Annotated in this window: 20 protein-coding genes; 9 read left to right on the top strand and 11 right to left on the bottom strand. The window is 68.8% G+C overall.

Translation table 11 applies throughout. The annotated features are described in order from the left end of the window. The first annotated feature begins 50 nt into the window (after positions 1-50). The 3 genes from ACZ7OI_RS44220 (at position 51) to ACZ7OI_RS44230 (ending at position 3,950) form a co-directional block, all read left to right on the top strand. Positions 51-896 carry a helix-turn-helix domain-containing protein gene (locus ACZ7OI_RS44220; protein WP_470270079.1) on the top strand — a complete coding sequence of 282 codons (846 nt, stop codon included), beginning with the start codon at positions 51-53 and terminating at the stop codon, positions 894-896. A gap of 51 nt (positions 897-947) precedes the next feature. Next, on the top strand, positions 948-3,209 hold the full coding sequence (locus tag ACZ7OI_RS44225) for a hypothetical protein (protein ID WP_470270080.1): 2,262 nt from the start codon (positions 948-950) through the stop codon (positions 3,207-3,209). 69 nt (positions 3,210-3,278) lie between these two features. After that, entirely contained in the window at positions 3,279-3,950 is a 672-nt protein-coding gene (locus tag ACZ7OI_RS44230; RefSeq protein WP_470270081.1) for an alpha/beta fold hydrolase, read from the top strand. A 43-nt stretch (positions 3,951-3,993) separates the two neighbouring features. On the opposite strand, the gene ACZ7OI_RS44235 is transcribed toward ACZ7OI_RS44230, so the two are convergent. Together ACZ7OI_RS44235 and ACZ7OI_RS44240 are read right to left on the bottom strand one after the other, a co-directional pair. After that, on the bottom strand, positions 3,994-4,983 hold the full coding sequence (locus ACZ7OI_RS44235; RefSeq protein WP_470270082.1) for a glutathione S-transferase family protein: 990 nt from the start codon (positions 4,981-4,983) through the stop codon (positions 3,994-3,996). Between the two features lie 24 nt (positions 4,984-5,007). Next, positions 5,008-5,490 carry a MarR family winged helix-turn-helix transcriptional regulator gene (locus ACZ7OI_RS44240; protein WP_470270083.1) on the bottom strand — a complete coding sequence of 161 codons (483 nt, stop codon included), beginning with the start codon at positions 5,488-5,490 and terminating at the stop codon, positions 5,008-5,010. 97 nt (positions 5,491-5,587) lie between these two features. Here ACZ7OI_RS44240 and ACZ7OI_RS44245 point away from each other — a divergent pair, with 97 nt between their 5' ends. Beyond that, on the top strand, positions 5,588-6,145 hold the full coding sequence (locus ACZ7OI_RS44245) for a YceI family protein (protein ID WP_470270084.1): 558 nt from the start codon (positions 5,588-5,590) through the stop codon (positions 6,143-6,145). 49 nt (positions 6,146-6,194) lie between these two features. On the opposite strand, the gene ACZ7OI_RS44250 is transcribed toward ACZ7OI_RS44245, so the two are convergent. The 5 genes from ACZ7OI_RS44250 to ACZ7OI_RS44270 form a co-directional block, all read right to left on the bottom strand. Then, the gene (locus ACZ7OI_RS44250; RefSeq protein WP_470270085.1) at positions 6,195-6,647 is read right to left on the bottom strand and encodes a pyridoxamine 5'-phosphate oxidase family protein; all 453 of its coding nucleotides are present in this window, start codon (positions 6,645-6,647) and stop codon (positions 6,195-6,197) included. 63 nt (positions 6,648-6,710) lie between these two features. Beyond that, positions 6,711-7,301 carry a TetR/AcrR family transcriptional regulator gene (locus ACZ7OI_RS44255; protein ID WP_470270086.1) on the bottom strand — a complete coding sequence of 197 codons (591 nt, stop codon included), beginning with the start codon at positions 7,299-7,301 and terminating at the stop codon, positions 6,711-6,713. A gap of 33 nt (positions 7,302-7,334) precedes the next feature. Further along, complete coding sequence (locus tag ACZ7OI_RS44260) at positions 7,335-7,886, bottom strand: hypothetical protein (RefSeq protein WP_470270087.1); 552 nt, start codon at positions 7,884-7,886, stop codon at positions 7,335-7,337. 71 nt (positions 7,887-7,957) lie between these two features. Further along, the gene (locus ACZ7OI_RS44265) at positions 7,958-9,457 is read right to left on the bottom strand and encodes an alpha/beta hydrolase (RefSeq protein ID WP_470270088.1); all 1,500 of its coding nucleotides are present in this window, start codon (positions 9,455-9,457) and stop codon (positions 7,958-7,960) included. Beyond that, positions 9,454-9,747, bottom strand: a complete 294-nt coding sequence (locus ACZ7OI_RS44270; RefSeq protein ID WP_470270089.1) for a hypothetical protein — start codon at positions 9,745-9,747, stop codon at positions 9,454-9,456. Before ACZ7OI_RS44270 ends, ACZ7OI_RS44265 begins: the two co-directional genes overlap by 4 nt. A gap of 429 nt (positions 9,748-10,176) precedes the next feature. Between ACZ7OI_RS44270 and ACZ7OI_RS44275 the strand changes: the two genes are divergently transcribed. Then, entirely contained in the window at positions 10,177-11,568 is a 1,392-nt protein-coding gene (locus tag ACZ7OI_RS44275) for a sugar porter family MFS transporter (protein WP_470270090.1), read from the top strand. Positions 11,569-11,625: 57 nt separating this feature from the next. Here the strand turns inward: ACZ7OI_RS44275 and ACZ7OI_RS44280 are convergent, their stop codons facing one another. Together ACZ7OI_RS44280 and ACZ7OI_RS44285 are read right to left on the bottom strand one after the other, a co-directional pair. After that, positions 11,626-12,411: an ABC transporter permease gene (locus tag ACZ7OI_RS44280; protein ID WP_470270091.1), complete on the bottom strand. Its 786-nt coding sequence runs from the start codon at positions 12,409-12,411 to the stop codon at positions 11,626-11,628. Further along, positions 12,408-13,253 carry an ABC transporter ATP-binding protein gene (locus tag ACZ7OI_RS44285; protein WP_470270092.1) on the bottom strand — a complete coding sequence of 282 codons (846 nt, stop codon included), beginning with the start codon at positions 13,251-13,253 and terminating at the stop codon, positions 12,408-12,410. Before ACZ7OI_RS44285 ends, ACZ7OI_RS44280 begins: the two co-directional genes overlap by 4 nt. 61 nt (positions 13,254-13,314) lie before the next feature. On the opposite strand from ACZ7OI_RS44285, the gene ACZ7OI_RS44290 reads away from it, so the two are divergent. Continuing rightward, positions 13,315-14,085 carry a TetR/AcrR family transcriptional regulator gene (locus tag ACZ7OI_RS44290; RefSeq protein WP_470270093.1) on the top strand — a complete coding sequence of 257 codons (771 nt, stop codon included), beginning with the start codon at positions 13,315-13,317 and terminating at the stop codon, positions 14,083-14,085. 227 nt (positions 14,086-14,312) lie between these two features. Further along, entirely contained in the window at positions 14,313-14,960 is a 648-nt protein-coding gene (locus ACZ7OI_RS44295; protein WP_470270094.1) for a hypothetical protein, read from the top strand. Positions 14,961-15,261: 301 nt separating this feature from the next. Here ACZ7OI_RS44295 and dinB read toward each other — a convergent pair whose 3' ends face one another. After that, complete coding sequence (gene dinB / locus ACZ7OI_RS44300) at positions 15,262-16,479, bottom strand: DNA polymerase IV (RefSeq protein WP_470270095.1); 1,218 nt, start codon at positions 16,477-16,479, stop codon at positions 15,262-15,264. Between the two features lie 87 nt (positions 16,480-16,566). Between dinB and ACZ7OI_RS44305 the strand changes: the two genes are divergently transcribed. Continuing rightward, entirely contained in the window at positions 16,567-17,157 is a 591-nt protein-coding gene (locus tag ACZ7OI_RS44305) for an HAD family hydrolase (RefSeq protein WP_470270096.1), read from the top strand. Here the strand turns inward: ACZ7OI_RS44305 and ACZ7OI_RS44310 are convergent. Next, positions 17,154-18,647 carry a serine/threonine-protein kinase gene (locus ACZ7OI_RS44310; protein WP_470270097.1) on the bottom strand — a complete coding sequence of 498 codons (1,494 nt, stop codon included), beginning with the start codon at positions 18,645-18,647 and terminating at the stop codon, positions 17,154-17,156. The genes ACZ7OI_RS44305 and ACZ7OI_RS44310 overlap by 4 nt on opposite strands. Positions 18,648-18,783: 136 nt before the next feature. On the opposite strand from ACZ7OI_RS44310, the gene ACZ7OI_RS44315 reads away from it, so the two are divergent. Then, positions 18,784-20,034 (top strand): MFS transporter, encoded by a 1,251-nt coding sequence (locus tag ACZ7OI_RS44315; protein WP_470270098.1) that lies wholly within the window; start codon positions 18,784-18,786, stop codon positions 20,032-20,034. Positions 20,035-20,475: the final 441 nt, after the last annotated feature.

Raw genomic sequence — 20,475 nt, forward strand, 5'->3', positions numbered from 1 at the left:
CCCCTCGCAGGTGCAGGCACGGTTGTTCCTGGTTGCCTACGATCGAGACCATGCAGACCGAAACCCTCGGCGTGTTCCTCAAGACCCGCCGCGACCGCGTGACGCCGGACGCCGCCGGGATGCGGACGTACGGCACGCTCCGCCGGGTTCCCGGTCTGCGCCGGGAGGAACTCGCCCAGCTCGCAGGCGTCAGCGCCGGCTACTACACACGGCTGGAACAGGACCAGTCCGGCACCGCATCGCCCCAAGTGCTCGACGCGCTCGCGCGGGTGCTGAACCTCGACGAGACCGAATCGAACCACCTGCACAACCTCGCCCGGCGCTGCGGAGTCACCCGGCTGGTCCGCCCCGCGCCGGAAACGCTGGATCCGCACGTCGCGACCCTGCTGCACGCGCTGAGCGACAGCGTCCCCGCGATCGTCCTCGGCCGCCGCGGCGACGTGCTCGGCTGGAACCGCACCGGCCACCTCCTGCACGCCGAACACCTCGACTACGCCGCGCCGGACTCGCCCGAGACCCGGCCGTCGATCCCGCGGATGTTCTTCCTCGACCCGCTGCACCGCGACCTCTACCGCAACTGGACCGACCTCGCCCGCACCCACGTCGGGTACCTGCGCCTGATGTCCGGCAAGCACCCGACCGACGCCCGGCTCGCGGAGCTGATCGGCGAACTCGCCATGGGCAGCCCGGAATTCGCCGCGCTCTGGGCGACCGGCGACGTCGTGGACTGCACGAGCGGCCCGATGGACCTGCGCCACCCGACGCTCGGCCACGTGAACATCGACTACCAGGTCTGGCTCCAGCCGGACAGCCCCGACCACCAGCTCGAGGCGTACACCCCGCGCGACTCCGCTTCCCGGGACGCGTTGCGGCTGTTGGAGGTCACTTCCCGCTAACCGTCGGCGAAACCGGCCTGCCCGAAGCACTTCCTATGGCATCATCCGCCGGTGACCGGCGAGCGGAGCGACCCGCACTCCATCGGGGAAGAAGACCTCGCGGACTTCGACTCCTGGACCGCACAAGCCGCACTCGCCTCCCTCGTCGACGAAACGCTCAGCTCGCCCGCGGTCACCCAGTTGCTCGCCCGCGAATCGCTGCGCGCCGAAGTCGTGCGCGAAGAACTGCTCGCGAACGAGACCCTTCTCGCGAAGATCCGGACGCTGCAAGACCAGGTCATGGCCGAGGGCGACCGAGGGTTCCGTCCGCGAAACCGCGCGGTGTCGCCGCGCGAGGTGGTCTGGCTGATCGTCGCGGTGCTGCTCGGGCTCGCCTACCTCAGCCTGATGAGCGCGGCATGGAGCCAGCTTCCCCTGTTCCTCCGGATCTTCGCCGGACTGATGATGCCGTGCGTCCTGTTCGCCACCGGCGCCCTCGCGGTCCGCAAGGTCACCTCGTTGCGCGAGTGGATCAACCCGGAAGCCATGCAGTTCCACGAGGAGCAATTCGGCCTCGGAGCGCGGCGTTCGTTCGCCGCGCGCGAGATCGTGCTGCCCGAGGTCCGCGACGTCATTTCCGCGCACCGGCGGCTGCATTTCGGCACGACACTGGTTTTCGACCAGCAATACGACCTCGGCGAAGAGGACAGCAGCCGAATAGTGCCGACGGCGGCGGCGAAGCGGATCCGGCGCGTGCTCGAACGCGCGGGCTCCGGCGCGGTCGCGCTCGGCGGGCAACGCGGGTCCGGCAAAACCACCGCGATCCGTTCCATGCAACGAGGTCTGCTGTACGGCAGCGAAAACCCGGCGCCGCTGGTCGTGGTCGCCTCCGCGCCCGCCACCTACGACGCCCGCGATTTCGTGCTGCACCTGCACAAACTGCTGTGCCAAGCCGTGCTCGCCCGGATCCGGCAGGTACTGGGACCGGAAACCGGCTGGCGTTGGCGGGCACGCCGGGTCCTGCGCGGGTCGGTCGACCTCGTCGTGTCGGCCGCGCTCGGCTGGGCGATCGGCGGCGTGCTGTGGAACGGGAGATTCACGCAATTCCCCGCCGAACTGTGGCAGACCATTACCAGAGTGCGGTTCCCGGACCTGCTTAGTCCTTTGTGGACAGACCAACCGGTGGCCAATCGGATCGCACTGGCCGCAGTCGCCGTCCTCACGCTCCGCTGGGCAGCGAAACTCCTCACGGCAGCGGTCGGCGCGCTGGTGATCCTCCTGCGACGGAAGTCGTCAGCCGGACCGCGCGCCCTGCAAGCCGAAGCGCGCCGCCAGCTGCTCCGGATCCAGTACCTGCTGACCTACACCACCGGCTGGTCCGGAAAACTCGCCGTGCCAGCGGGCGGCGAACTGGGCCGCACCCGCACCACGCAGCGGGCCGAACAGCAGCTGACCCATCCGGAAGTCGTCGACGAGTTCCGCGCGTTCGCCCAGCTGACCGCCGAATCGTTCCGCGAGGAAGGGATCACCGACCGGGTCGTGGTGGCCATCGACGAACTCGACAAGATCGGCGAACAGGACAAGGCCCAGCAGCTGGTGAACGACATCAAGGGCATCTTCGGCGTGCCCGGCTGCCTGTATTTCGTGGCCGTGTCCGACGACGCGGTGCTCAGCTTCGAACAACGCGGCCTCGCCGTGCGCGACGCGTTCGACAGCGCGTTTTCCGAGGTAGTGCGCCTGGAATCGTTCACCCTCGACGAAAGCAGGCTGTGGATCGCGCAACGGCTGCCCGGCGTCCCGGAACAGTTCTGCTACCTCGGCCACTGCCTCTCCGGCGGCCTGCCGCGCGACCTGCGCCGCACCACGATCGACATGGTGGACGTGACGACCGAACACTACGAGCCGTCGCTGTCGACGGTCACCGGCATCCTGGTCTGCACCGACCTGGCAGCGAAGTCGAGCGGCTTCATCGCGCAAGCTCGCGGGCTCCCGCAGACATCGGAACTGGCGGAGCTGTGGCCGAAGCTGCTTCGCATCCCCGACACCCGCGAAGCAGTCGAGCTCGCCGAACTAGCTACCGAATTGCACGAAGGCGCAACGCCCGACCTAGCCGACGCGGTCAACCGGCTGCGTCTGCACAGCGGCGCGTTCGTCCTCTTCTGCGCCACCGTCCTGGACATGTTCACCGACGCCCTCACCAAGTCCCGCCTCACGCCGGCCCTGCACGAACTGGCCATCGCCCGGCGGCGGCTCGCGTTGGACCCGCACCTCGCGTGGGCTGCCCTGAACGACTTCCGCAAAGCGCACGACCTCCCGCTGCCCGGCCGGGCATAACGAGCCCTTCTGGATCACGGAAGAACCAGCTCTTGGACTTCTCGCCGCGCCGCTTCTAGCGTTGCCTCCATGACCACCTACGTCCTCGTCCCCGGCGCCTGCCACGGCGGCTGGTGCTTCGACCGGCTCGCCGGCCAGTTGCGCGACCGCGGCCACCGCGTGCTCCCGCTGACGCTCACCGGCCTGAGCGAACGGCAACACCTCCTGAACGGCGGGGTCAACCTCGACACCCACATCGAGGACGTCGTGCGCATGATGCAGGCCGAGCAGGTGGAACGCGCCGTGCTGGTCGGCCACAGCTACGGCGGGATGGTCATCACCGGCGCCGCCGACCGAGTGCCGGAACTGGTCGACGCGCTGGTGTACCTCGACGCTTTCGTCCCGGAAAACGGCGACTCCTGCTGGAGTTTGACCGATGACCGGCAGCGCGAGTGGTACCTGAGCGTCGGCGAGACCGGCTACGCCGTGCCGCCGCTGCCGTTCTTCGACCCGCGCGCGTCGGCTCATCCGCTGGCGTCGCTGCTCCAGTCGATCCGGCTGGACGCGGACCTGAGCCGATTCCGCCGCCGAGACTATGTGTACGCCCGGATTTGGGACGACGGGTCGCCGTTCGAGCCGACCTACCGGCGGCTCGTCGACGATCCACAGTGGAATGTCCACGCGCTGGACAGCAAGCACGACGTGATGCGCGACGCGTCGGACGAACTGCTGAGGATCCTTCTCGACGCTGGAGCGGCTTAAGAGCCTCGTGAGTGTTTTTCCCGGTTCTAACCGGAAAAAACACTCACGAGCCCAGCGAAGGAACCCGCTCCCCCACCGGCGGCAACCCAGGCGGCGTCCCGTCCCCGAACGGACGCCCGCCCAGGTCCTCCCGCCCGTGCGGCGTCAGCCATCCCGCCAGCTCCGGCCCCAGCGGCACGATCCCGGTCGGGTTCACGTTCCGGTGCACCACGTAGTAATGCTCCTTGATCTGCCCGAAATCGATCGTGTCCCCGAAACCGGGCGTCTGGAACAGATCCCGCGCGTACGCCCACAGCACCGGCATCTCCGTGAGTTTCTGCCGGTTGCACTTGAAATGCCCGTGGTACACCGCGTCGAACCGGACCAGCGTCGTGAACAGGCGCACGTCCGCCTCGGTGATCGTGTCTCCCACCAGGTACCGCTGATCCGCCAACCGCGACGAAAGCCAATCCAGCCGGGAGAACAACGCACGGTACGCCTCTTCGTAAGCCTCCTGAGAAGTCGCGAAACCCGCTTTGTACACCCCGTTGTTCACGTCCCGGAACACCTTCTCCGCGACGTCCTCGATCTCGTCGCGCAGCCGCTCCGGGTACAGCTCGGGCGCCCCGTCCCGGTGGTAGGCACCCCATTCCAGCGACAGGTCCACGGTGATCTGCTTGAAGTCGTTCGTCACGATCTGTCCACTCGGGACATCCACAATGGACGGAACGGTGATCCCGCGCGGATAATCCGGGTACCGCGCGAAAAACGCCTCCTGCAGCCGTTCGATGCCGAGCACCGGGTCGCGGCCGCCGGGGTCGAGGTCGAAGGTCCAGCTGCGCTCGTCGTGCGTCGGGCCGCACAGACCCATCGACAGCACCTCTTCGAGGCCCAGCAGCCTGCGCACGATCGACGCGCGGTTCGCCCACGGGCACGCTCGCGCGATCACCAGGCGGTAGCGGTCCGGCTCCACCGGCCAGCCGTCGCGGCCGTCGGCGGTGATGCGGTCGGAGATGTAGTTCGTGTCGCGCTTGAACTCACCCTGGTCGGGCATCGGAAGCCTTTCGTCGGGGGCGGGTCAGTCGTCCGGGCAGTCCGAACAGTCCGGCGGCTCCAGCGCGGCGGCCAGCCGGGCGAGAATCGGGCCCGCGGCGCGGACCTCCTCAGGCGAGAGGTGGTCGAACAGGAACGAACGCACGCGTTCGAGATGCCCGGGATACGCGGCGGCGAGCTTCGCCTGCCCGAGTTCGGTGAGCGTCGCGTGCGCGGCCCGGCGATCCTGCGGGCACTTCACCTTCCGGACCAGGCCCCGGCGCACCATCGCCTCCACGACCCGGCTGATCCGGCTCAGCGACAGCGCCGTGGACTCCGCCAGATCGGTCAACCGCAGCCTGCCTTCGGGCGCTTCCGACAGCGACACGAGCACGGTGTAATCCGTCAGCGAGACGCCGTTGTCGTGCGCGAACTGGTCGTCGAGAGCCCTCGGCAGGACTGTGACGACACGCATCAGCGGACGCCACACTGCCTCCTCTTCGCTGGTCAGCGGGGTTCTGTTCACCACAGACGAGGAGTATATCCGACACTTGCTCGCGCAATCAGTTATTGTGGGCTACAGTGCTAGTTGAACACTCAACCAAGGACCCGAAGGAACGGAACTCATGACCAGCGCGACCACCTACGCCCACCTGACCGGCACCTACACGATCGACGGTTCGCACAGCCGGATCGGCTTCGTCGCCCGCCACGCCATGGTCACCAAGGTCCGCGGCTCCTTCAACGAGTTCGAGGGCACTTTCACCCTGGACGGCGAGAACCCGGCGAACTCCAGCGCGAACGTCACCATCCAGACCAAGAGCGTCGACACCCGCAACGCCGACCGCGACGGCCACCTGCGCAACAACGACTTCCTGTCCTGCGACGAGTTCCCGACCATCACCTTCACCTCCACCGGGATCGCGCAGACCGGCGAGGACACCTTCGACGTGACCGGCGACCTGACCGTCAAGGGCATCACCAAGTCGGTCACCATCCCGTTCGAGTTCGGCGGTTCCGCGAAGGACCCGTTCGGCAACGACCGCGTCGGCTTCGAGGGCTCGACCTCGATCAACCGCAGCGACTACGGCGTCACCTTCAACGCCGCGCTCGAGACCGGCGGCGTGCTGGTCTCGGACAAGATCACCCTCGAGTTCGAGATCTCCGCGATCAAGAGCGCCTGAACGAACAGCGGGTGAAGGGTTCCGGATTCGGGGCCCTTCACCGCGGGCTTCAGACGTCGAGCGCGGTGCCGTAGAGCCGCTCGACCGGGAGCCGGATCACGACTCGACGCTCATCCACCTGCTGTTTCAGGAACGCCTCGGGCTCCTCGGGCCGCGCGGCCTCGGGAAGCATCGCGAGCAACTCCTGTCCGACCGCGTCGCCGGGAACCTCGGTGACCTCGGAAACCTCCGCCTGCCCCTCGGCGACGGCGAACGACCACACGTCGCCGCCCTGAACGTGCAGCGTCGCGCGCGGGTTGCGGCGCAGGTGGCCGACCTTGCTGCGGTCGGCAGTCGTCGAGAAACGCACCATCCGGGCGTCCGGATCCCAGCTGTACAGCATGGTCGTCAGATGCGGCTGACCGCTGCGTTTGACCGTCGCGAGCGTGCCGAACTGCTGCTGGCCAAGCAGGGCCGAGAGGGCTTCGTCAGACAGCTTCCGGGGTGCGGGTCCTTGACTCATGCCTGGCTCAACTCGCCGCCGGTCCAGCACATTTCCGCCAGCCACCCCTATTTCCGGCAACCCCTATTTTCCGGCTCGCAACCCGGCGATCCCCACCTCTAGCGCGGCTTCGAGATGCTCCGCCTCCCCGGTGGTCAGCAGCATCAGCACCCCGCCCTGCACCCCCGCCAGCAGCGCCGACGCCGCCTGCTTCGGGTCCAATCCGGGCCGGACCTCCCCCGCCGCCCGCAGGTTCTCGATTCCCGCGGTCAGTTCGCGGAGCCAGCGCTGCATCAGCTGCGTCACCACGGCCTGCGCGCCCGGCGTATTGCGGCCGATCTGCGACATCACCACGTTCAGCGGACAGTGCCGGCCCTGCTCGGTGTAGTGCGCGAGCACGACCTTCTGCCACGTCCGGAAGTCCTCCCAGGTGCGCAGCGTGCCGAGGGACGGCTGCTGCACCTCCAGCACCCGGTCCGCTTCCCAGCGCGCGACAGCCAGCAACAGCTCTTCCTTGCCGTCCGGGAAGTAGTGAAACAGCTGGCTTTTGCTGGTCGCGGTTTGCGCGCGGACGTCGTCCAGCGTCGTCGCGAGCACTCCCCGCTCGCGGATCACGTCGGCCGCGCCCTCCACGATCCGTTGTCGCGTGGCCTCGCCCTTGCGCGTGAGCGTCATCGCCTGCCTCCTGAATGGACCTGCTGGTCCACTCTAGAACGCGGCACCTCCGTCCGACCAGGACGTCTGGCCGAAGTCCTCGTCGTCCACCGGCGCGCGGCGCGGCCGAGGCCGTTCCGGCTCCGAAGCTTCCTGGGCTTCCGCGACCTCGGGCTCTGGCTCCTCGACGACGGCCGCGGCTTCCGGAGTCCCCTTCGGCCAAACGCAAGGCGACGTCGCACCCAAGTAGAGCTTGCCGAGTTCGTTGGCCTGCAAGGACATGTCGAACCCGTCCCGCTCGTTGCGCGCGAAGACGTACTGGTCGGTGGGCCGCCGGTCGGTCAGCACGGTGAAGCCGTGCCCCTGCCACCACTTCACGACGGCCTCGAACTGCGCCTTGAACGTGTCCGGTTCGAGGCCGGTCACCTCGTAGGTGGCGGAGATCTCGAACCGCCCCGCCGGACCGTTGTCGGTCGGGTCGGTGCATTCGGAACGGTTGCGGGAGAACAGTTCCCGCCCGGCGGCCGTGGGCAGGGCGGAGAACGCGCCGCGCACGTAGTCCTCGACCTGGTCGCGGGCTTCGTTTTCGGTGATCGTGGGGGTCATGGCTCCACCTCCTGGGGAGCAGGCTACGAGGGGAAGGGCGGCGAGGCAGGCCAGCGCGGTGCGGCGCGCCGTCACGCCGGCAACCCGGCGATGATCCGGCCGAAGCTGCGCAGCGACGGGTTGTTGTCCTCCCAGTATTGGCTGTGCGCGGCCCCGGACAGGCCGCCCTCGTACCACGGGCCCTTGTCGCCCGGAGCCGATTCGAAGACCTGCCCGCCGAAATCGCCGCCGGCCGGGCTCGGGCCGAGCGGGTCGTGGCCGGGGAGTCCGATGTTGGTGATCTTGATGAGATCGTGCTTCGCGACCGTCGAGTGCACGTGCTGGGCGACCTGGTCCTGCGGCACGCCGTCGAGATGCAACTGGTTCGCGTGCTCGACGCCGACGCCGGGGCTGCCGACGAAGATCAGATCGTCCGCGTTGAGCCCACCGTCGCGCGCCGCGTGGCCGATCACCGTCGTGCCGTAACTGTGGCCGAGCACGGTGTTGTGCGACGGTGCGCCCTCATGCGACGCGCGCAGGCCGTCCTCGAATTTCGACAACGGCTCCTTGCCGCCGTCGGCGTACTTCTCGCTGGCGGCGTCCACGAGTTCATTCGGCGCGTCGTAGCCGACCCAGGTGATCACCGACGTCGACGGCGAGCCCGCCATGGTCGCCGACTGCCACATCTTGTCCGACCGGCCGAGGTCGCCGCCGATCTTGGCCAGTTCGCTGCCGGTTCCCGGAACATACGTCGCGACGTTCGCCGCGGTGTCCGGATTTCCGGCCGCGACCACCGCGGTGCCGTCACCGCTGACGTCGAGCGAGATCAGGAAAGCCGGAGGTTTGCCGTCGCCAGTGGCCGCGAGCCGGTCACGGATCGCGGTGAGGCCGCGCAACTGGGCGTCATCACCCTTTCGCTTGTCTATTTCCTGTTGCAGCACAACGCGATTCGCCGCGTCGCGATCAACAACCGGAATGCCGTCGAGATTGCGGATCAAGTCCGGGTTGTCGCGCAGGATCGAGGACTGCGCGGAGTCGGACAGGCTGTCCCACCACGCCCGGTTCTCCGCCGGGGTGCCATTAGGTTTCGGCTGGCTGCTTGTCGCCATCGCCAGCGCGACGACCCCGGAGCCACCGCTCTCCCCCTTGGCCGCGCGATCGAGCACGACGGTCAGATCTGCGTCGACATCGGTGGCCTCACGGAGAATCCGGCCGACGCGATCGGCGATCTCGGCCTGCCGCTCGGGTTCGCCGCTGACCCCGCCGCCATCGTCGATCCGCATTCCGTTGCGCGAGGCGAAATCGTCGACCTCGCGCACTGCCGAACTGATCCGCTCGACCGCCAGCTGCGCGTCGTGCACCCCTCGCCGGACCGCCGACACATCGGTGGTCAGCTGGCGCAATTCCGTTGCCAGCGCGGTGCCTTTAGCCGTCGCCGCGTCCGCCGAGTCGCCTTGCCAGGAGCCGAACTTCGTCATGGCGTCGGCATCGTCGTTCGCCCCAGTGAGCCTGGCGGCCCGGGCGCCGAGCGCGTCGACCGCCGAAGCGAGGTCGGCAGGATTCCAGCGCCGGACGTCTCCCCAAGTGATCATCGGCCCGCCGCCGCGATCTTGTCCGTCGCGTTCTGGTCGGTGTCGCGGTACCCGGCCGCGGCCTGGTCGAGGTTCTCCGCGTAGGACTCGGTGTCGGCCGTCCACTTCGGAACGGCACGGCCCCAGGCGCCGGACAGCCGATCCGCCGCGGCGACGCTCGTGCCGCCGGACAGCCCGACTCCGGCGAGCGCGCCCGCGAGGTCGGCCGCCCGCACGGTCGCCGCCGCCTGACGCGCCCGTCCGGCCGCGGTCGCGACCTCCCCCGGAGCGACCTCGAAACCCGTTCCCATGCGCATCTCCCCCACCGCGGCGACCGGACGACCCGTACGACGGACGTCCGCGGCACCCGGTTCCCGACAGTTCGACCTTCGCGAAAACTCCTGCCATGATTCCCTCGCCACGGCTCTGACCTGCGCAAACCCTCTCCTAGCTTGTCCACATATGTGAACGCTAGTCACGTGACTGAATAGTTATCAGCCCGCGTCTTGCCCGCCGCTGACCAGCGTGTGACTGTGTACGGCGAAGTTCGTACCGGAGCGGGCTGAGCCGGCGCACGACGAGGAAAGGCGTTGCGCGGCGGCGGGTTCAGCCGTTCCGCAGTGCTGGCCCAGTCCGGCAGTCCTTGTCCCTCGACCCCCATTCGTCCGGCCCGGACGGCGCTGGCCTTCCGGTCAGCGGACCAGGACCGGCCGGCCATCCCGGAAAGAGACGGCTCGGCAATGACACAGACAGCCGCGGCGCGGCGGCCCATCGGCAGAACGACGCTGTACTTCTTCGGTGCCCTCGGCGGCATCCTGTTCGGTTACGACCTCGGTGTCATTTCCGGGGTGTTGCCGTTCATCGGCAAACTCTGGGGCCTGTCCGGATGGGACAAGGGCGTCATCACGGCGAGCATTTCGGTCGGCGCGATCGTCGGCGCGAGCTTCTCCTCGCGGCTCAACGAGAGGCTCGGCCGCCGCCGGACGATCATGGTCGCCGCGGTCGTCGTCATCATCGGCACGATCGCGGCCACCTTCTCGCCGACGTTCGCGGTGCTGATCATTTCCCGGCTCGTGATCGGCGTCGGCATCGGCCTGTCGTCCTCGACGGTCCCGACCTATCTGTCGGAACTCGCTCCGGCGCGGCTGCGCGGGGCGATGGGCGCGCTGAACCAGATCTTCATCGTGCTCGGCATCCTGATCGCGTTCCTGGTCAGCTACGGCCTCGGCACGTCGGGCAACTGGCGGCTGATGTTCGCCGGCGCGATCGTGCCCGCGGTGATTCTGCTGGCGGGCCTGGGTTTCCTGCCCGAAACGCCGCGCTGGCTCGTCGCGAACGGCCAGGAGGAGCGGGCCCGCGAGGTCCTGCTCAGCTCGCACGGCGGCGGCGTGAACGTCGACGAGGAGATCGGCACGATCCGCGAGGTGATCCGGCTCGACTCGGAATCGGCGAAGACCCGCTTCCGCGACCTGCTGACGCCGACCGTGCGGCCGATGCTCGTGGTGGCCCTGCTGCTCGCGATGGGCCAGCAGTTCAGCGGCGTGAACGCGGTGAACGCGTACTTCCCGACGATGCTGATCGGCCTCGGCTTCGCGACCCAGGCGGCGTTGCTGTCCGGCGTGCTGCTGGGCGTGACCAAGTTCCTGTTCACCGCGTGGGTCGTGTTCGTGGTCGACCGGTGGGGCCGCAAACCGCTGCTGCTGATCGGCAACGTGCTGATGGTGATCACCCTGGTCGCGGCCGGGTTCATCGTGCTGGAAGTCCACGACACGGCGACCAAGGGCATCCTGATGCTGGTCGCGATGGTGCTCTACCTGGTCGGCTACGAACTGGGCTGGGGCGCGGTCGTGTGGGTGATGATGGCCGAGGTGTTCCCGCTGAAGGTCCGCGCCGCGGGCATGGGCGTGAGCAGCGTCGTGCTGTGGGCCGCGACCGGCATCATCAGCGCCGTGTTCCCGATCATCTCCGACCCCGGCGCCCTCGGCCTCGGCGGTTCGATGTTCCTGTTCGCGGGCATCAACGTGGTCCTGTTCTTCCTGACGAAGTGGCTCGTCCCGGAAACCAAGGGCCGGACGCTGGAGGAAATCGAACTCGATCTGCGCGGGCGGACGCATGCGAAGGCACGCGCCTGAATCTCGTCTCGGGGTATGGCCGGGCGGCAGGGGATTTCCCTTGCCGCCCGGCTGTTTTTATCGGCTCAGCCGCCGGTATTGCCGGGTGGCGAGCGGCAAGAAGATCAGCGTCAGCACCGCGGGCCAGCCCAACGCGAGCAGTACCGCATGCTCCGCCGCCCAGCCATTCGCCGCCCACGCGGGATTACCCGCCAGCTCGCGAACCGCGGAAGCCGTTGCGGTGAGCGGATTCCAGGTCGCGACAGCGCTCAGCCAAGCGGGCATGGTGTCCGGGGAAACGAAGACGCCGGACAGGAATCCGACCGGCCACACCAATACCTGCACCGAGACCGCCGATTCCGGCGTCTTCAGCAGCAGCCCGAGGTAAATCCCGACCCACACAAAGGCGAAGCGGAGCCACAAAAGCAGCCCGACCGCGCCCAGGACAGACATCTGATGCGGACGCCACCCCAGCGCTAGCCCGGCCCCCATCATCACGACAAGCCCGGCGACAGCGCTGATCAAGTCGGCCAGACAACGTCCGGTCAGCACGGCGAGCCCGCTGACCGGCATGGCCCGGATTCGCTCGGTGACGCCCTTCGCCGCGTCGGAAGTCACCGCGAGGACGGTGGATTCCAGCCCGAACAGCATGGTCATCGCGAGCATGCCGGGGATGAGGAAGTCGATGTACGCGCCGTCCCGGATGGCCATCGCGCCGCCGAAAAGCTGGCCGAACATCACCACGATCAGGACCGGGAACAGCAACGTGACCGCGATCGAGACCGGACGTTGCTTCCAGTGCACCAGGATTCGCCGGGTCAGGACGGCGGTGTGCGTCGGCCAGGCGACGGTCGGGGCGGTCATCGAGCCTCCTCGGAGACGGCGGGCGAGGTTTTCCGGGAAATCGCCGGGTCGTCGCGCTTCCCTGCCGTCCGGGCGTGGCCGGTCAGGTGCAGGAAAACCTCGTCGAGCGTCGGCTTGCGGACGACCGTCTCGACCCGATCCGGACCGACCTTCGCCTTCAGCTCGTCCGGCGTGCCCGCGGCGACGACCCGGCCCGCGTCGAGCACCGCGATCCGGTCGGCGAGCTGATCAGCCTCTTCGAGGTATTGCGTGGTCAGCAGCACCGTGGTGCCGGTACCGGCCAGCGCCCGGACGTCCGCCCAGACGTCGATGCGAGCGGCCGGATCGAGCCCGGTCGTGGGCTCGTCGAGGAAGAGCACGGCCGGGTTCAGCAGAAGCCCCGCGGCCAGATCCAGCTTGCGCCGCATGCCGCCCGAGTAACCGGAGACAGACCGGCCCGCCGCTTCGCTGAGACCGAACCGCTCCAGCAACTCCGTCGCCCGTGCCCGAGCCGCCCGCGACGGCAACCCGCCGAGCCTGCCGAAGAGTTCGAGGTTCTGCCTGCCGGTCAGGATCTCGTCGACCGAGGCGTTCTGCCCGACCAGCCCGATCCGCCGCCGCACCTCGTCCGGATCGGCGACCGCGTCGAAACCGGCCACCCGCACTTCGCCGGCGTCCGGACGCGCCAACGTCGTCAGGATGCGGACCGCCGTCGTCTTGCCCGCACCGTTGGGACCGAGCAGGCCGCACACCGTCCCCGGCTCCACCCGCAGGTCAAACCCGTCCAACGCCGCCCGTTCGCCGTACCGCTTCGCCACCCCACGCGCCCACACGCCCTCGCGTCCACCTACTCCGTATGCCATACGAAGAAGGCTAGCACAACACTCCGTATGACATACGGAGTAAAGTTCCTATGCTGGTCACGTGACGACTGACGGCAACAACGGCGACCCCGCCGCGACGATCGCGCTGCTGTGGGGCACCCGCCAGCTGCCGAAGCGCGGCCCGAAGCACGGCCTGACCCCAGCGCGGATCGTCGACGCGGCGGTCGAGGTCGCCGACACCGAACAGGACCTGACGACGCTGTCGATGCGCCGCGTGGCCGAGTCGCTGGGTGTCGGGACGATGTCGCTGTACACCTACGTCGCGTCGCGCGCGGAACTGGTCGAAGCGATGGTCGACGCGGTCTACGGCGAAGCGGTAGCCGAACTGTCCGAAATAGACGCCGACGACTGGCGCGACGGACTCCGCCGCGTCGCCGCCGTCAACTGGGCGATGTACCTGCGGCATCCGTGGCTGCTGCAGGTCTTCTCCGGACGTCCGACGCTGGGCCCCAACGCGATCGCGAAGTACGACCTGGAACTGGCCGTCGTCGACGGCATCGGCCTGGCGGACGTGGAAATGGACTCGACGATCACCTTGGTCACCACGCACGTGGAAGGCTTGGCGCGCCGCAAGGTCGAAGCCGCGCGCATCGTGGCGCAAACCGGAATGACCGACCAGCAATGGTGGGCCGCGACCGCCCCCGCCCTGGCCGAAGTCTACGAACCGCGTCGCTTCCCGGTCGCGGACCGGGTCGGCACCGCCGCCGGGCAGATCCACCAGGCGCCGTACAGCGTCGACCACGAGTATGCGTTCGGCCTGGACCGGCTGATCGAAGGCATTGCCGCACTGGTCAACCGATCCGCTGGGTAGGCGGGGCTGTTTCCGACCGCCAGCCCACGTCCCGCACTCCTTGCCCCGGTGCGTTTGCTGAACCGGGAGTAGATGGCCATACAGGCACCGGAAACCAGCGCGAACGCCACGTCCGCGAGCGGAAAACTGACGCCGTGGCAGTCCCACGTGGGTCTTGACGCATTGCGCGCGGCCGACGGTTGATCAGGTACAAGTAGTGACATTTCCCGGAGCGCAAGGAAATCACTGTGACCGCAGGATCACCGCTTCCGCCACGACCAAAACGAAAGAGCCACCGAATCGCGCTGTGGACGGGAATCGGCGTCGCGACTGCGGTGACCGCACTCTTCGTCACGTGGGCAATAGTGGGCGTCGGTTCACTCCTTTGGGGCGCGGCACACGACAAGGCACCAGATCCGACGCCAGACAAGTACCACGAGACCAACTTCGCCACCTGCGCCGGTTTCACGGCCCGGACGCCGGAAATTCCGCAGGCCGCTTTCGAAGTGGTCCGCAGCTGGCATCCCGAGATCAGCAAGGACGGTTCTCTGCTCTGCAGCTTCACGCCCGCGTATCAGCAACTGCCGGAGCTGCGACTGAATGCGCACTGGTACGCGAAGACCGACCGGAAATCAGGCCAGGAAAGCGCGCAGCTCAGCTTCATCGGCAGCTCCGCCTTAAGCAAGGACGACAGCCCCGTCGGCCTTTCCTTCGGGGAAAAGGCGCATTGGCTCCCGGGAATGTACCCGCGTGACTGCGAGCTGATCGTCCTCGACCGCAATGCCACCTTCCAGGTCGGCTACACGCCCGCGACCCCGGACGGGGACGCCGCGGCCTGCCGCAGTCAGCTGCGCAAACTGGCCGAAGCGCTGTATAGGACAGCCCAGCCACGGTGACCAGCTCGCCGAGTACCCCAGGCCCAACCGGAATCAACCAGACCCGCCAGGCTCGGCCAGACCCGCCAGGCTCAGCCAGCCCCGCCAGGCTCAGCCAGCCCCACCTGGCTCAGCCAGCCCCGCCGGACTCAACCAGCCTCGCCAGGCTCGGCCAGACATGCCGGACTCAACCAGCCCACCAGGCTCGGCCAGACATGCCGGACTCAACCAGCCCCACCTGGCTCAGCCAGGCATACCGGACTCGCCGGACTCAGCCGGGAAACAGCCCTCGCGGGATTCACCGCGGGACCACCGCTTTCGATCAATCCGGCAGCATAGGCATCTCCACCCCAGCCTCATGGCTCAACAGCGCCGCACGGGTCAACGCCGCCGCGCCAAAACGGTTTCGCAAGGCATCCACCGCCGAGTCCAGTGCGGTCGCCTCCGCGGACATCGCTGGGCGGGAAGGTTGATCGAGCGGCAACGCCAACTGCACCGCACCATGACTGTCGAGGTTCGAGAACGACAGGCCCAGCAACGTCAAACCCCGGTCGTACACCAGCGGTTGCGCCGCGGACAGCAGACCGCGGGCAGCGCACAGCAGTGTCTCCGTATGGTCGGTGCTGTCGGCGAGCGTGTGCGATCTCGTGGCACGGGTGAAGTCCGCGAAGCGCATTCGCAGCACCACCGTCCGGCATACCCTCGACGCGCCGCGCAGCCGGCGTGCCAATCGGTCCACAATGGACACCACGATCTCGTCCAGCTCGGCAGGCGAGCGGGAGCGGCGGCCCAGGGCACGTTGCGAGCCGATCGAGCGGCGGCGTTTTCCTGGCTGCACTGCGCGCGGGTCGCGGCCGTGCGCCAGTGCGTGCAGGTGACGTCCGGAGCCTGGGCCCAGCGTCGAGATCAACGCGGCTTCGGGCAGTTCGGCGACTTGGCGCACGGTGCGGACGCCACGTTCCCGCAGCTTCGCCGACGTCACCTTTCCCACTCCCCACAGCCGCTCCACCGGCAGCGGGTGCAAGAACTCCAACTCCTTCTCGGGCGGCACCACCAGCAGGCCGTCCGGTTTCGCGACGCCGCTCGCCACCTTCGCCAGGAACTTCGTGCGCGCCACCCCTACCGTGATCGGCAGACCGACTTGCGCCAGCACCTCCGCGCGCAAGCGCACCGCGATCTCCGACGGACGTCCTGCGATCCGCCGCAGACCGCCGACGTCCAAGAAAGCTTCGTCGATCGACACTCCTTCCACCGCCGGCGTCGTCTGCCGGAACACCTCGAACACCGCCTTGCTCGCCGCGCTGTAGACCGACATCCGCGGCGGCACCACCACGGCATGCGGGCACAACCGCCTCGCCTGCGCGCCGCCCATCGCGGTGCGCACGCCCAGCGCCTTGGCCTCGTAGCTCGCGGCCAGCACCACGCCACCGCCCACGATCACCGGCCTGCCGCGCAGCCGGGGATCGTCGCGCTGCTCGACCGAGGCGTAGAACGCGTCGAGGTCGGCGTGGAGGATCGGTCCTTCGCTCGTCACGAACATATGTTCGCATCGAACACCGACAAAAACCGGGATCCGTTCACTCGAACGGAGTAGAAAAATCTCCCGAGGCCCCGGCGGAACGCGCTAATGTCTCTCCCCGTGCGGCTCGTCCTGTTCGACCTCGACACCACGCTCGTTGATCGCGCGGAGGGCTTCCGCCGCTGGGCGTGGGAGTTCTGCGCGGAGCACCGGCTCGCCGAAGCGGACGCCGAATGGCTCGTCGCCGCCGACGATCGCGGACGTGCCGACCGGGCGGTGTTCTTCAAGGACCTGCGCGAACGGTTCGATCTGCAAGAACCCGGCCTCGAAGACGCCTACCGCGAACGCCATCCCGCGCTCGTCCCGGTCGCGCCCGGCGTGCTGGCCGGCCTGCCCCGGCTGCGCGCGGCGGGCTGGCGGATCGGCGTCCTCGGCGCGGGCGAACCGCAGCTGTCCACCTTGCTGTGCACCGGAATCGCCGGGCTCGTGGACGGCTGGGCGCTCGCCGGGCCGGACGGACTGTCCACATCGGACCCGAAGCTGTTCGCGCTCGCCGCCGAACGCTGCGAAACCACGCTGGCCGACGCCTGGCTGGTCGGCGCGGACGTCGAACCCGCACGGTCCGCTGGCTTGCGCACCGTGCGAGTCGGCCCGGATCGCGACACCGCCGCCGCGATCGCGCTGCTGCTTGAGAGCTAGTTCTCGGAGTCGATCTGCCAGGAGCCGTTGCGCTGCGACATCGTGTAGACGTGCGACTCGTTCGTCACGCCGCCGCTGGCGCGGTGGTAGGTGATCCTCGCGCTGAGCTTGTTGTCTCCGGTGACCTGGACGTCGTTCGCGGTCACCGAACTGAACTGGCTCCACCACGATTTGTACCGCTCGAAGGTCTGTTTCTTCGCGGCCCGGAACCCGTCGCTGAGCATCCCCCAGCCGCTCTCCAGATTGCCCGGGAGATACGAGAAGTAAGTACGCAGTGCGGAAGCCATCGCTTCAGGCGAGTTCGCCGCGGAACTGGAGGACGGAGGACTGCTCGACGAAGACGAAGTCGACGGAGGGGTCGACGGCGACGGCTGCGACGCGGACGAAGTCGCCGGAGCACTGCTGGGCGAGGAACTCGCGGGAGCGGGCAGCGGGTTCGCGGCCGGGTCTTCCTGTCCGTGGTTTCGAGTCAGAACGACTGTCACGATCACGGCGATCACGACGAGCAGCGCGCCCGCCCCGGCGAAGATCATCCCGCGGCGTCTTCGGTCCGAACCCGCGGGCGGCGCGGCGGCGCCCGCGGCCGGGACCGCGACCGTGGCGGGCGCGACCGGCGGTTTGGCGTCCGGCAGGGTCGGCGGTTCCGGAACGGTCGCGACCGGGGTGACGCCGCCGTCGAGCTTGCGCAGTTCCGCGACGACCTCGGTCATCGACGGCCGGTCCTCCGGCTTGAGCTCCAGCAGCTTCAGCAGCAGCGGCTCCAGCTTCCCGGCCTGTTTCGGCGGGTTGATCCGACCGCTGGAAACCCGGTACAGCAAGGCGATCGCGTTGTCCGCGGTGCCGAACGGCGGATCGCCCTCCACCGCCATGTACAGCGTCGCGCCGAGGGCGAACACGTCGGAGGCGAACGTCGCGTCCTCGCCGCGGGCGACCTCCGGCGCGAGGAACGCGGGCGTGCCGGAGATTTCGCCGGTCGCGGTGAGCGTGACGTCGCCGACCGCGCGGGAAATGCCGAAGTCGGTCACCTTGACCGTGGTGCCGTCGTCGCCGAGCAGGACGTTGCCCGGTTTGACGTCGCGGTGCACGATGCCCGCCCGGTGCGCGGCGGCGAGCACGCCCGCCAGCTGCACCGCGAACGGGATCGCCTCGTCGACGGTCAGCGGGCCGTCCTCGCGCAGTTTCACCGCGAGGCTGCGCGAGGGCAGGTACTCCATGATCAGCCACGGCCGGTCCTCGTGCTCGACCACATTGAAGACCGAGATGGCGTTCGGATGCTGCAGCCGGGCGGCGATGCGGGCCTCGCGCATGGCGCGGTTGCGGGCTTCTTCGACCTTGTCCTCGCCCTGGTTCATGGGCATGAGGAGTTCCTTGACCGCGACGACGCGGCCGAGGATCTTGTCCTCCCCGCGCCAGACCATCCCCATCGCGCCGCTGCCGATCAGTTCGACGAGCTCGTAGCGACCGGCAACCTGCCGGCTCTCCTCGGTCAACGGAAAACCCTTCGGTGCGACATCATCCACGGACGGCGATCACCCAGTTTTCCACGGACGGCCGGAGCCGGATCCGCGACCCACCCGCGCCCGGCCGGGGTTGCTCCGGGTGGCCGAGTCACGACAGGGTGAGCACATGACCACGACGGCGCCGTCTTTCCGGAGTGTGTTCCGGATGGGCGAATTCCGTGCGCTCTGGCTCGCGCACGTGCTGTCGGTGGCAGGTGACCAATTAGCACGAGTCGCGCTGACCGTGTTGGTATTCAACCGAACGGCGTCCGCTGGCTGGGCCGCCGGGACGTACGCGCTCACCTATTTGCCGGACCTCCTCGGCGGCGCGCTCGGCGGCCTCGCCGACCGGTTCCCGCGCCGCACCGTGCTCGTGGTCGCCGATGTCGTGCGCGCACTGCTGGTCGCGTTGATGGCGATTCCCGGCATGCCCTGGCCGGTGGCCGCGGGACTGCTCGTGGTCGTGCAACTCGCGGCCGGGCCGTTTCAGGCCGCGCGGCAAGCTGTCCTGCCGGACATGCTGGGCGAGGAGAAACTGGCGACCGGACAAGCGATTCTCTCCTCGACGTACCAGGCCGCGCTGGTGATCGGCTTCGGCGCGGGCGCGGCGGTGGTCGCGTGGCTCGGGGTTTCGGGCGCGCTGTGGGCGGACGCGGTGACGTTCGCGGTGTCGGCAGCCGCGCTGCGCTGGGGTTTGCGGCTGTACCCGGTGTCGAAGGTGGCCGAACGCGTGCCGCAATGGGCGTCGCTGAAGGCTGGCTGCCGGCTGGTCGCGCGGGACCGGAAGCTGCGGTCGCTGCTGGCGATCGCGTGCTGCTGCGGGTTCTACGTCGTGCCGGAGGGATTGGCGGTGCCGGTGGCCGCGCAGCTCGGCGGCACCGGCGTGCTCGGCTGGCTGCTGGTGGCGAACCCCGTCGGGACGCTGCTCGGGGCGTTGCTGATCAGCCGGTTGCCGCGGGCGCGGCAGGTGCGGTGGCTGGGTCCGCTCGCGGTGGCGAGCAGTCTGGTGCTGCTGCCGACTGGCTGGGCGCCCGCGTTGCCGGTGGTCGTGGCGGTCTGGACGGTCTCCGGGATGTTTTCCGCGCACGACTTGATCACCCAGGTGCAGTACAGCCTCGCCGCGCCGCCCGAACAGCGCGGCCAGGTGATCGGAGTCGCGATCGCGGCGTTGCGGGCGGCGCAGGGACTGACGATCGCTGCCGCGGGCGCGCTGGCGCTGGCCTTCGCGCCGACGACGGTGGTCGCGATCGCCGCCGTCGCCGGAGCCGGGTGCGCCGGTCTGGCCGGGATCGCGTGGGCGCGGGCGGTGCGAGCGGACCGCGCGGTGCGGCCCCGCCGAACTCCCCTCGACGAGGCCACCCCACCTCCCGCGCCGTAATCCGCGGGACGGGTGTGCCGCGGGACTGGTTCGGATCACGTCCAGTTGTTGTCACGCATGCCCTCTCACCTCCTCGTGGGGCGGACTGGGGGTGGTGGGTCAGCGGGTCCAGTTGTTGTCGCGCATGGCGGCGGTTCCTTTCGCGGGTTGTCGGGCGGTGGTTGGCGGGGCTCAGCGGGTCCAGTTGTTGTCACGCACGGCAGCGGCTCCCTTCGTGGCTCGGCTGGCGGTGGTTGACGGGGCTCAGCGGGTCCAGTTGTTGTCACGCATCGCGGCGGTTCCTTTCGCGGGTCGACGGGCGGTGGTTGGCGGGGCTCAGCGGGCCCAGTTGTTGTCACGCATCGCGGCGGCTCCCTTCGTGGCTCGGCTGGCGGTGGTTGACGGGGCTCAGCGGGTCCAGTTGTTGTCACGCATCGCGGCGGTTCCTTTCGCGGGTCGACG

It is taken from the genome of Amycolatopsis sp. NPDC114503, assembly GCF_055633655.1.

Bases quoted from the DNA above. Each gene is read 5' to 3' on its own strand.
- ACZ7OI_RS44315 (WP_470270098.1), top strand. From the start codon at position 18,784: ATGACCACGACGGCGCCGTCTTTCCGGAGTGTGTTCCGGATGGGCGAA.
- ACZ7OI_RS44255 (WP_470270086.1), bottom strand. From the start codon at position 7,301: ATGACGCTCACGCGCAAGGGCGAGGCCACGCGACAACGGATCGTGGAG.
- ACZ7OI_RS44305 (WP_470270096.1), top strand. From the start codon at position 16,567: ATGTCTCTCCCCGTGCGGCTCGTCCTGTTCGACCTCGACACCACGCTC.
- dinB (WP_470270095.1), bottom strand. From the start codon at position 16,479: ATGTTCGTGACGAGCGAAGGACCGATCCTCCACGCCGACCTCGACGCG.
- ACZ7OI_RS44250 (WP_470270085.1), bottom strand. From the start codon at position 6,647: ATGAGTCAAGGACCCGCACCCCGGAAGCTGTCTGACGAAGCCCTCTCG.
- ACZ7OI_RS44245 (WP_470270084.1), top strand. From the start codon at position 5,588: ATGACCAGCGCGACCACCTACGCCCACCTGACCGGCACCTACACGATC.
- ACZ7OI_RS44280 (WP_470270091.1), bottom strand. From the start codon at position 12,411: ATGACCGCCCCGACCGTCGCCTGGCCGACGCACACCGCCGTCCTGACC.
- ACZ7OI_RS44270 (WP_470270089.1), bottom strand. From the start codon at position 9,747: ATGGGAACGGGTTTCGAGGTCGCTCCGGGGGAGGTCGCGACCGCGGCC.
- ACZ7OI_RS44285 (WP_470270092.1), bottom strand. From the start codon at position 13,253: ATGGCATACGGAGTAGGTGGACGCGAGGGCGTGTGGGCGCGTGGGGTG.
- ACZ7OI_RS44275 (WP_470270090.1), top strand. From the start codon at position 10,177: ATGACACAGACAGCCGCGGCGCGGCGGCCCATCGGCAGAACGACGCTG.
- ACZ7OI_RS44230 (WP_470270081.1), top strand. From the start codon at position 3,279: ATGACCACCTACGTCCTCGTCCCCGGCGCCTGCCACGGCGGCTGGTGC.
- ACZ7OI_RS44235 (WP_470270082.1), bottom strand. From the start codon at position 4,983: ATGCCCGACCAGGGTGAGTTCAAGCGCGACACGAACTACATCTCCGAC.
- ACZ7OI_RS44260 (WP_470270087.1), bottom strand. From the start codon at position 7,886: ATGACCCCCACGATCACCGAAAACGAAGCCCGCGACCAGGTCGAGGAC.
- ACZ7OI_RS44265 (WP_470270088.1), bottom strand. From the start codon at position 9,457: ATGATCACTTGGGGAGACGTCCGGCGCTGGAATCCTGCCGACCTCGCT.
- ACZ7OI_RS44220 (WP_470270079.1), top strand. From the start codon at position 51: ATGCAGACCGAAACCCTCGGCGTGTTCCTCAAGACCCGCCGCGACCGC.